This is a genomic window from Amycolatopsis sp. NPDC003676 (assembly GCF_053587275.1).
The window spans coordinates 1-9,607 of record NZ_JBSFNS010000193.1 but is presented as its reverse complement, the minus strand read 5'-3'; the positions used below and the strand labels follow the sequence as shown (position 1 = coordinate 9,607).

General features: G+C 69.9%; 10 protein-coding genes and 1 pseudogene. 7 read left to right on the top strand and 4 right to left on the bottom strand.

The window, feature by feature from the left end:
* The 3 genes and pseudogenes from ACWDNU_RS44075 to ACWDNU_RS44065 all read right to left on the bottom strand — a co-directional run.
* A pseudogene (locus ACWDNU_RS44075) lies at window positions 1–214 on the bottom strand (amidohydrolase family protein); the annotation flags it as partial.
* A 46-nt stretch (window positions 215–260) separates the two neighbouring features.
* A complete protein-coding gene (locus ACWDNU_RS44070) occupies window positions 261–590 on the bottom strand; it encodes a hypothetical protein (protein ID WP_449673226.1) in 330 nt (109 codons plus the stop codon).
* Between the two features lie 27 nt (window positions 591–617).
* The gene (locus tag ACWDNU_RS44065; protein ID WP_449673225.1) at window positions 618–1,229 is read right to left on the bottom strand and encodes an SRPBCC family protein; all 612 of its coding nucleotides are present in this window, start codon (window positions 1,227–1,229) and stop codon (window positions 618–620) included.
* A gap of 133 nt (window positions 1,230–1,362) precedes the next feature.
* Here ACWDNU_RS44065 and ACWDNU_RS44060 point away from each other — a divergent pair, with 133 nt between their 5' ends.
* The 3 genes from ACWDNU_RS44060 (at window position 1,363) to ACWDNU_RS44050 (ending at window position 3,619) form a co-directional block, all read left to right on the top strand.
* Entirely contained in the window at window positions 1,363–1,998 is a 636-nt protein-coding gene (locus ACWDNU_RS44060; protein WP_344288725.1) for a TetR/AcrR family transcriptional regulator, read from the top strand.
* Window positions 1,999–2,068: 70 nt separating this feature from the next.
* Entirely contained in the window at window positions 2,069–2,932 is an 864-nt protein-coding gene (locus ACWDNU_RS44055) for a glycosyltransferase family 2 protein (RefSeq protein WP_449673224.1), read from the top strand.
* Between the two features lie 216 nt (window positions 2,933–3,148).
* A complete protein-coding gene (locus ACWDNU_RS44050; RefSeq protein WP_449673223.1) occupies window positions 3,149–3,619 on the top strand; it encodes a hypothetical protein in 471 nt (156 codons plus the stop codon).
* Between the two features lie 230 nt (window positions 3,620–3,849).
* Here ACWDNU_RS44050 and ACWDNU_RS44045 read toward each other — a convergent pair whose 3' ends face one another.
* Window positions 3,850–5,037, bottom strand: coding sequence for a neutral zinc metallopeptidase (locus tag ACWDNU_RS44045; RefSeq protein WP_449673222.1), 1,188 nt, complete (start codon window positions 5,035–5,037; stop codon window positions 3,850–3,852).
* Window positions 5,038–5,236: 199 nt separating this feature from the next.
* On the opposite strand from ACWDNU_RS44045, the gene ACWDNU_RS44040 reads away from it, so the two are divergent.
* Genes ACWDNU_RS44040 through ACWDNU_RS44025 form a run of 4 tightly spaced genes read left to right on the top strand, consistent with a single transcriptional unit; the run spans window position 5,237 to window position 9,502 of the window.
* The gene (locus ACWDNU_RS44040) at window positions 5,237–6,775 is read left to right on the top strand and encodes a hypothetical protein (RefSeq protein ID WP_449673221.1); all 1,539 of its coding nucleotides are present in this window, start codon (window positions 5,237–5,239) and stop codon (window positions 6,773–6,775) included.
* Entirely contained in the window at window positions 6,769–7,404 is a 636-nt protein-coding gene (locus ACWDNU_RS44035) for a DUF4129 domain-containing protein (RefSeq protein WP_449673220.1), read from the top strand. Before ACWDNU_RS44040 ends, ACWDNU_RS44035 begins: the two co-directional genes overlap by 7 nt.
* Entirely contained in the window at window positions 7,401–8,540 is a 1,140-nt protein-coding gene (locus tag ACWDNU_RS44030) for a DUF4350 domain-containing protein (RefSeq protein ID WP_449673219.1), read from the top strand. Before ACWDNU_RS44035 ends, ACWDNU_RS44030 begins: the two co-directional genes overlap by 4 nt.
* 11 nt (window positions 8,541–8,551) lie before the next feature.
* Window positions 8,552–9,502, top strand: coding sequence for an AAA family ATPase (locus ACWDNU_RS44025; protein ID WP_370940561.1), 951 nt, complete (start codon window positions 8,552–8,554; stop codon window positions 9,500–9,502).
* Window positions 9,503–9,607 lie beyond the last annotated feature (105 nt).

The following is a 9,607-nucleotide window of genomic DNA, read 5'->3' as shown; positions in this document are numbered from 1 at the left end:
GGCATCCGTGCATTCCCGGCGGTGCGATCGAGAGGACTTGGACGTCAATGCCGGCCTCGTCCATCCACGCGACGCGTTGGTCGCCGATGTCGAGCAGGCGTTCGGTGAGGTCGCCCCGGTCGTTGAGCGCGATGCTCGGATCGCCGGATTCGGCGCGCAGCATCCGGTCGATGCCGGGGGTGGTCCAGTGCTCCTCGATCGCGACGGTTTTCATCGGCCTCCTCGTTATGGCTGGTGCTTTCGAGATTACCAGTTTTCGGTTAACCGGCCTTGGGTGTTTTTCGGACGTGGTGCGCGATAGCGACCGCGACTCCGCTCGCGACGAAGAATGCGGTTACCGCCGGATTCATGGATTGAGACAAACTGGGCGCGCTTTCCGGACTTAACGCCCAGAGTGCGAGGACGCCGAGATAGACCGCGGCCAGTCCGGCGGACCACCAGCGCAGCGCGCGCGGCTGGGAATTGCGCAGGCTGGAGACGACGAGCGCGATCAGCGGGATACCGGAGAGCAATGCGAACTGCCCGAGGACGAGCGCGGGCACGGACCACGCGGCGATCAGGATGGGCAGGGAGGCGCGAGGTGCGGTCATGACGATTCTCCTTCGCGGGGGTTGTGGTCAGTGGCGGCAGTGGGCTTCGGCGGCGGTCTTCAGGTCGGCGAGCCAGAGGTCCAGCCCCGGGGCCAGGTATTTGATCGCGGTGGCGGGGTCGGCCTCGATTTGCGGACCAGTCCAGCTTTCTTCGGTGCGGACGACGACTCCGCCGCGCACCGGGACGAAGTTCCAGACGTGCGTTCCCTTGTCGATCCGCAGGCCCTGGCCGATCGCGGGGCCGGACCAGCGGATGCACTGGCCGGGCTTGACCTGGTGCACGGTCGACGTGATGACCAGCGTGGTGGCCGGCGTCGACGGCGTGGCCGGGGCGGGCGTGGTCCAGCGGAACCGCGAACCCGGGTGCAGCCTGCCCGGGTCGAGCCGCTTCATGCTCGTGACCGGCTTCTGCCACTGCGGCCAGCTTTCGACGTTGGTGTGCAGCCGCCACACGGTGCTTAGCGGGGCCTTGACGAAGGTCTCCGCGCGGTGGTGAAGCTGGGCTGTCTGATCGATGCCTTTGCCTTGGCAGGTAAGGGAACCCGGGTGCGTGGCGGCTTCGGCGGGTGCGGCACCCAGAAGTCCGGCGGCGATCGGAAGGGCGAGGAGGGCGGTGCGCAGGCGGCTGGTGTTCGGCATCGTGAACTCCTTTAGTGACTGTTAATAGTATTAACTCTGGTTAAGACCGTACAGCCACGCGGTCGTGAACGTCAATAGCGGAAGTGAAGGGGCTTAACTACACTGGGCGGGGATGAGCAAAGGGGAACGGCCGATGACCGAACAGGCACCGCGGGAGCGCTACCGCGAGCAGGTGCGCGGGGAGATCAAGCAGCACGCGCGGAACCAGATCGCCGAGGCGGGGCTGCCCGCGCTGTCGCTGACCGCGATCGCCAAGCAGATGAGCATGACCGTGCCCGCGCTCTACCGGTACTACCGCGGCCGGGACGAGCTGATCACCGCGTTGATCCGGGACGCCTTCCGGAGCCTCGCCGACACCGTCCGGGCGGCGGCGGATTCCGGGGCGGACCTGCTGGCCCTCGCCCACGTCATCCGGGACTGGGCCAAGGCCGATCCGCAGCGCTACTTCCTCATCTACGGCACGCCGGTGCCCGGCTATCACGCGCCGCCGGACACGACGGCGATCTCCAACGAGGTCATGGAGGTCCTGATCCAGGCGAACTCGGCCCTGGGCGAGCCGGAATCGGCGACGACGTTCCACGTGCACCTGGAAACCCATCGCGAGTGGGTGGACAGCGACACCGTCGGCACCGGCGCGGTGCGGCGCGCGCTGTCCTTCTGGACCCGCCTGCACGGCGTGCTGTCGCTCGAACTGGCCGGCCACTTCACCGGGATGAAGTTCGACCCGGCCCTGCTCATCGACGACGAACTAGCCGAGCTGAAAGCGTAACCGGAAGTGACTGCGGGTGACCGGGTCGGTGGGCTGACGTAGCCGTCGGTGAGCAGTGGACAATGGCGCGGTGACTGAGCAGCGCACGTATGGTGACCGCGTCGGCGTCGTGACCGTGACCTACTTCCCCGGCGAAACGCTCGAGAAGTTCCTCGACACGCTCGACAAGGCGACTGACCGCGACGTCCATGTCGTCGTCGCCGACAACGCGTCCACCGACGGCGCTCCGGAGAAGGCCGCCGAACGCGAGAACGTGACGCTCGTCAGCATCGGCGAGAACGTCGGCTACGGGACGGCCGCCAACCGGGGCGTCGCGGCGCTCGACGACAGCTACGGCTGGGTCGTCGTAGTCAACCCGGACCTCGAATGGGAACCGGGCTCGCTCGACGCGCTGATCGAGGTCGCCGGGCGCTGGCCGCGCGGGGCCGCGTTCGGGCCGCTGATCCACGATCTCGACGGGACCGTCTACCCGTCCGCGCGGCTGCTGCCGTCGTTCGGGCGCGGGATCGGGCACGCGGTGTTCGGCAAGGTCTGGCCGGGCAACCCGTGGACCCGCGAATACCGCCAGGAGAACGCCGCGCCGACCGAACGCACGTCCGGCTGGCTGTCCGGATCTTGTCAGCTCTTCCGGCGCGAGGCGTTCGACTCCGTCGGCGGCTTCGACACCCGCTACTTCATGTACTTCGAGGACGTCGACCTCGGCGACCGGCTCGCGAAGGCGGGCTGGCAGAACGTCTACGCCCCGTCGTCGAGCGTGATGCACATCGGCGGCCACTCGACGGCGCGCGCCTCGGCGAAGATGCTGCGCGCGCACCACGCGAGCGCCTACCGCTACCTCGCCGACCGGCATCAGGGGCTGCTGTGGAAGCCGGTGCTGGCGGCGGTGAAGCTCGGGCTGGCGTTGCGCGTGAAGCTGGAGACCCGCGAGGGCTGACGGCCCGCAATGCCGGGACCCCGGTGCCGCCCGTGCCCGTAAGTGCGTGAGGGGAACCCTGAGGGAATCAGATTCCCTCAGGGTTCCCCTCACGCACCTCGGGGCATCGGGCGCCGGGCTCGGCGACGAGTGAGGAGGCGCACGCGGTTTGGGCGGGGTCCCCCGTGCGCGGGCACCTCACTGGGTTTTGCCCCCGGCATCTGGAAGCATGGCGTCGTGCAGGTTTCCGACCCCCCGCATAAGAGCCCCGTCAAGCGGTGGCTGCAGGTGGGCATCCCGATCGCGACCGGGGTGCTCGTCGTGGTCTTGACGTGGCTCGCCGGCCCGGGGCTGCTCGGCATCCACGCGAAGTCCCCCGGTGCGCCGGTGGACGCCCAGATCACCAAGGCCGTCGACTGCTCCGTTCCCGGGGCCGCCGAATCGGTCTCGTTCCAGCTCGGCGGCAAACCGCGCCAGGGCACGCTCGACAGCTGCGGGCACGGCAAGGACGAGCATCTCCAGGTGCTGGTCCCGGACGACGCCCCGGACAGCGGCGTCGTCTCCGTGACCACTCCGGACACCTCGGCGGGTTCGCAGGACCTGCGCGCGCCGATCGCCCTGGCGTTGCTGGTGTTCGCCTGCTTCTGCGGCGGGATGTACGCCTACCTGGTGATCCGCGGTTCGGGCAAGCTCGCGCTGCTCAGCTGACGCTCCCGGCTGACGACCGCGTGAAGTGCGGACGGCGCTCTGGGCAAACCACTGCACCCGCAGCGCCAACCCTCGCCGGGACTCATCCGCGATCAACGAACCACTACATCCGTAGTAGTAAAGTGCGCCGGAGGCAGTCGCCCTCAGTGAGCCACTACATCCGTAGTGCCGGGATTGCGTCGGATGCGGCCCACCAGCCGCGGACCACTACGGACGCAGTGCCAACTAGGTCAGCTGACGTCCGAAGCAGAGGCCGCGAAGGTGTTGCAGTCCGCGATCCGGTTGTCCTTCGCCCCGGCGCGCCACCACTGCGCGTAGTGCGCGTTGGTGCCGTGGTCGTGGCTGCGGGAAGTGTTGTCGCCGCGGGTTTCCTGGTCGTTCCAGGCCTTGTTGTACATGTCGCGGGTGATCGTGCCGCCGCGGTCGACGTGCGCGCCCAGGAACATTCCGGAGAAGCACTGCGCCTGCAGTTCCTTGCGGCGCGACATGTCGAGGCCCTCGGGGCTGTTCTGCCCGGCCGCGTAGATCTTCTGCCACGCGGCGTCCATGATGCCCGCGACTTCCTGCACGTGGTGGCCGTACTCGTGGGCGAACAATGCCAGGTAGACGCCGGGATTGTTGCCGTACTGGTCGGTCTGCAGGCCCTTGAACGGGACGTACAGGTTGTTCTCGCAGTAGTACGCCGCGGTGGCGATGCCGACCTGGATGGTGCCGCATTCGGTGTCGAAGCTCGGTCCGGTCGGGAAGTGCAGCGCGGGCGGCGTGAACGGCAGGTTGTAGGACTCGAGGAACGGGCCCCACGCCGCGTCGAGGCATTTGCTCGCCGCGGTGAAGAACGCTTCCGCGCCGTCCTGCGTGCTGGTCCACTGCGGGAGGTTGCAGACGAGGTTCTGGAGGCCGGCGTTGCGGTCCTGCAGGATCGGGTGATCAGCGAGCTGGAGGATCTTGTGCGGGCCCGCGCTGGCGGAGGTGCTCGGGCTTTCCGACGAACTGGTCGGCGCGCTCGACGCGGTGGACGAGCCGCTGGTCGGCGGCAGTTCGGTGGAGGACGTGGGCGCGGGCGGCGCGGCCTGGTAGCCCGCGTTGCTCGGACCCGACCCGCGGTTCAGCGAAACGATCGCCACGACGCCCAGCGCCAGCACCGCGACCGCGCCGAGGCACAGGCCCACGATCAGACCGGTCGGTTTGCGCGGCGGCACCGGATAGGACGGCGGCGGCTGCTGCCACGGCGGCCCCTGCGGAGGCGGGCCCTGATACGGCGGCTGCTGTGCCTGGTACGGCCCTTGTCCCGGCGGTGCCTGGTACGGACCTTGCGCCTGTCCCGGGTACTGGCCCGGCGGCACCGGTCCTTGACCCGGCACCGGCGGCGGTTGAACGGTCCCGCGTGGCGGCACCTGGCCGTAGGGCGGTTGCGTCATCAGGGCAGTCCCGGTGGGTCTCGGCGCGGGCCGGGCGTACCCCGGCTTGCCGTTCAGCATATCGGGGGACGCCCGGCCCGCCGCAGCACTTCGCCGGACTGGCTCCTCGCCCGGACGTCCCCCCAGGTCTGGCCGGGTGTCGACGGCTCTGGAAGAGTGACGGCAGCAACCGCAAGGGCCGTGCAGACGAGGGGCTCCGATGACAAATTCACCCGGTTCGCCCGGGCCGGGGGACGACACGCCTACGCCGAGCCGGGGCTTCGCGAGCCCCGATCCCGGCGCGACCGCCGCCACCCCGCCGGAGACCGGCGAAACGGACACCTCGTCCTCGCCGTCCGGTGCCAGCGCCGGAATTTCGTCGTCCGCCAGCGAAAACTCCGGTTCGTCCGTGGAGAAGCAGGCCGCTTCGGACGGTCCCGCTGGCTCGGATTCGTCGCCTGCCAGCGAAAACGCCGCTGGCGCGACGCCGCCGCCGGGCTGGGCGAGTCCGGCTGGCGCGGCTTCGCAGCCAGGCGGGCAGAACCCGGCTGGTGGGGCTTCGCCTTCGGGCGGCGCGAACCCGGCTGGCCCGACGTCGCAGCCAAGCGGGCAAAACGCCACTTCGCCTTCTACCGGTGAGAATCCGGCATCCCCGCGGCCGGGCAGCGAGACCCCGTCTGGCGTGTCTTCTTCCGGCGGCGAGAACCCGGCCGGCGCCACCCCGGGGCAGCCCGGCTCGTTCCCGCCTCCCGGCGCGACCCCGCCGCCGGCAGGCGGCCAGTGGCAATCTCCGGGCCAGCAACCGCTTCCGCAGTACCCCGGCGGCGGCCGTCCCGGCCAGGGCTGGAGCCCGCACGGACTGGGCAAACCGGGCGTGATCGCGTTGCGCCCGTTGAACGTCGGCGACATCCTCGACGGCGCGATCACCGCGATCCGCCGGTACCCGTTGCTGATCCTCGGGGTGGCCGCGGTCGTCGCGGTGATCTCGGCGGGGCTGAACCTCGTCGCGTCGCTGTGGCTGGTGCCCGATTTCAACCGGGTCGCGCAGCTCGGCCCGGCCGCGACGCAGCAACAGCAGCTCGACGCGGCGTACAGCCTGCTGGGTTCCGCGCTCACCGCGCTGCTGCCGACGCTCGTGATTTCCATGCTGGCGCAGACTTTCCTCACCGGCTTCCTCACCGTGGTGATGGGCAAGGCGGTGCTCGGCCGTCCGGTCGACTTCGGCTCGGCGATGCGCGAAGCCGCTCCGCGCCTGCTGCCGCTGCTGGCGGTCACCATCCTTTACACGCTGGCCACGATCGTCGCCGCGGCGTTCTGCCTGCTGCCCGCCGTGCTGCCGTATGTGTTCTGGTCGCTCACCGGTCCCGCGCTGGTGCTGGAACGCGGAACGATCGGGCAGGCGTTCACGCGGTCGCGCCAGCTCGTGTCGGGCATGTTCTGGCGGGTGTTCGGGATTCTGCTGCTGGCGGGCGTGATCGGCTGGATCATCTCGGCGATCATCAGCGTCCCGTTCAGCCTCGGCTCCGGCGCGTTCAGCGGCCTGTTCAACCCGCAGGCGACCCTGCCGAAGGTGACGACCGGCGGGCTGGTGCTGCAATCGGTGGGCAGCGTAATCGCGGAGACGATCATCATGCCGTTCACCGCGCTGGTCACCGTGGTGCTCTACATCGACCAGCGGATGCGCCGCGAGGGCATGGACATCGAACTGGCCAGGGCGGCGGGCATCCAGCCGCCGCAACCGCCGCAGCAGGCGTGGTGATCGGTTTTCTCGCCGACGTCCCGGTCGACATCGACCGGGACCCCGCCCGGCTGCGGGCGGCTCAGGAACTGACCGACCCGGGTTACGCGGCCGCGCGGCCAGGCTTTCTCGAGCAGGTCTGGCATTGGCTCGGACAGCGGATTTCCGAGCTGTTCAACGCGTTGTCCGGGGTGCCCGGCGGCCCGCTCGGCCTGGTGCTCGTGCTGGCGCTGGTGATCGTGCTGATCGTGGTCGTGCGGCTGCGGGTGGGCAAGGTCGGCCGGTCCGCGAAAACGTCCGGCGAGGTGTTCGGCGGGCGGCGGCGAACCGCTGACGAGTACCGGAAAGCCGCAGCGGAAGCCGCCGCTCGCGGCGATTTCGCCGACGCGGTGCGGGACCGGTTCCGCGCACTCGTGCGGGGGATGGAAGAGCGCGCGCTGCTCGACGTCCGCTCCGGCCGGACCGCGGACGAAGCCGTCGCCGAGGCCGGAAGGTTCCTGCCGGACCTGGCGGTTGAGCTGACGGCCGCCGCGCGGCAGTTCGACGACGTCCACTACGGCGGGCGGCCGGGCACCGAAGCCGGTTACCGCACTTTGTCCGAATTGGACGAACGCGTCCGGCGTGCGCGACCGGTTTTGGCGGACGCATGAGCACGGCTGTTTCGCCGGATCTGCGCCGAATCTGGCGTGGCGCCCGGGTTCCGCTCGCGATTCTCCTGCTGATCGTGATCGTCGCGGTAGTCATGGTCCTCAGCCTCGGAAAGCAGACCAGCGGCGAATTCGACCCCGGTTCCTACGAACCGCGCGGCAGCCACGCTCTCGCGCATTTGCTGGAGCAGCAAGGCGTTCAGGTCCGTGCCGTGCATACGCTCGCTGAGGCGCGCGATGCGGCCGACAGCGGAACTCTGCTGATCACCGCGCCGCAATTGGTGCCGACAAACGGGTTGGCTGACCTGCGACGTCGGGTTTCGCACCTGGTGCTCGTCGCGCCCGGATCGACCGCGCTGGGCATGACCGCGCCGACAGTTTCCCCGGCGGGAGCGGGAGAAGTCCTTACGCTGCAACCGGGTTGCACGGTCGGCGCGGCGGTCAGCGCCGGTTCGGTCACGCTCGGCGGACGGCACTACAGCACCGACGACAAGACAGCACGCACCTGTTATCGCGACGGTGCCGAACCGAGTTTCGTGCAGCTGGCCGACCGGACTGGCACCGTGACTGTGCTCGGCGCCGCGGACGCGTTCACCAACGACCAGATCGCCAAGGAAGGCAACGCCGCGTTCAGCATGCGGCTGCTGGGCGATCACCGGCAGCTGACCTGGTACGTACCGTCCACAGAGGACTCGGCGCTGGCTGGCGACAAGAAGCCGTTCGTCGACCTGATCCCGCCGGGCTGGCGCTACGGTGCGCTGACCGCGGGAATCGCGATCGTCCTTTTCGCACTGTGGCGGGCGCGGCGGCTCGGCCCGGTGGTGCGCGAGCCGCTGCCGGTGGTCGTGCGGTCGGCGGAAACGGCGGAGGGCCGCGCCCGGCTGTACCGGCGGGGCGGCGCGACCGGGCACGCGGCGGAAACCTTGCGCGAGGCAGCCAGGACGCGGCTGCGGAAAAGACTGGGATTGCCGCGCGACGCCGGCCCGCCCGCGGTGGTGGAGACGGTGAGCGCGCGGACCGGCCGGGCGCCGAACGAGGTCGGGGCGGTGCTGTACGGCCCGTCGCCGTCCGACGAGGCGGCGCTGGTGCGGCTGGCGGACGAACTGGACGCGGTGGAACGAGAGGTGGAGCGTTCTTGAGTACCGAACAGATGCAGGACGCGCGGGCGGCCCTGATTGCCTTGCGCACCGAGGTCGGGAAGGCTGTGGTCGGCAACGACGCGGCCGTCACCGGGCTCATCCTCGCGTTGCTCTGCCGGGGGCACGTGCTGCTGGAAGGCGTGCCGGGGGTCGCGAAAACGTTGCTGGTGCGGGCTTTGGCGGCTTCGCTGGACCTGAAGACGACGCGAGTGCAGTTCACGCCGGACTTGATGCCGGGCGACGTCACCGGGTCCATTGTGTACGACGCGCACAGCGGCGAGTTCTCCTTCCGCGAGGGCCCGGTCTTCACGAATCTGCTGCTGGCGGACGAAATCAACCGGACGCCGCCGAAGACTCAGTCGTCGCTGCTGGAGGCGATGGAGGAGCGGCAGGTGTCGATCGACGGCACCTCGCGGCCGTTGCCGGATCCGTTCGTCGTGATCGCGACGCAGAACCCGGTGGAGTACGAGGGCACCTATCCGCTGCCCGAGGCGCAGCTGGACCGGTTCCTGTTGAAGCTGACCATGCCGGCACCGTCGCGTGAGGACGAAATCGGCATTCTTTGGCGGCACGCACAGGGTTTCGACCCGCGGAACCTCGCTGCGGCAGGCGTGCGTCCGGTCGCTGGTGCGGCGGAGCTCGCCGCCGCGCGGGAAGCGGTCGCGAAGGTGACCGTCGGGCCGGAAGTGATCGGCTACGTCGTCGACCTCTGCCGCGCGACCCGGGAACTCCCGGCCGTGCGCATCGGCGTTTCCCCGCGTGGCGCAACGGCTTTGCTCGCCGTGACGCGTGCGTGGGCCTGGCTGTCCGGCCGGGATTACGCGACGCCCGACGACGTCAAGGCGCTCGCCCGTCCGGCGCTGCGGCATCGCCTCGACGTGCGGCCCGAAGCCGAACTCGAAGGCGTGACCGCGGACGGCGTCCTCGACCGGGTGCTGGCCTCCGTGCCGGTGCCGCGCTAAATGGCAGTCACCGGGCGGCTCGGGCTGCTGGCGCTCCTGGGGGCGCTGGTGGTCGGGCTGCTGTTCCCGTCCGGCACCGGCGTCGCGATCGTGGTCGCGGTGCTG

Bases quoted from the DNA above. Each gene is read 5' to 3' on its own strand.
- ACWDNU_RS44070 (WP_449673226.1), bottom strand. From the start codon at position 590: ATGACCGCACCTCGCGCCTCCCTGCCCATCCTGATCGCCGCGTGGTCC.
- ACWDNU_RS44065 (WP_449673225.1), bottom strand. From the start codon at position 1,229: ATGCCGAACACCAGCCGCCTGCGCACCGCCCTCCTCGCCCTTCCGATC.
- ACWDNU_RS44060 (WP_344288725.1), top strand. From the start codon at position 1,363: ATGACCGAACAGGCACCGCGGGAGCGCTACCGCGAGCAGGTGCGCGGG.
- ACWDNU_RS44045 (WP_449673222.1), bottom strand. From the start codon at position 5,037: ATGACGCAACCGCCCTACGGCCAGGTGCCGCCACGCGGGACCGTTCAA.
- ACWDNU_RS44040 (WP_449673221.1), top strand. From the start codon at position 5,237: ATGACAAATTCACCCGGTTCGCCCGGGCCGGGGGACGACACGCCTACG.
- ACWDNU_RS44030 (WP_449673219.1), top strand. From the start codon at position 7,401: ATGAGCACGGCTGTTTCGCCGGATCTGCGCCGAATCTGGCGTGGCGCC.
- ACWDNU_RS44025 (WP_370940561.1), top strand. From the start codon at position 8,552: ATGCAGGACGCGCGGGCGGCCCTGATTGCCTTGCGCACCGAGGTCGGG.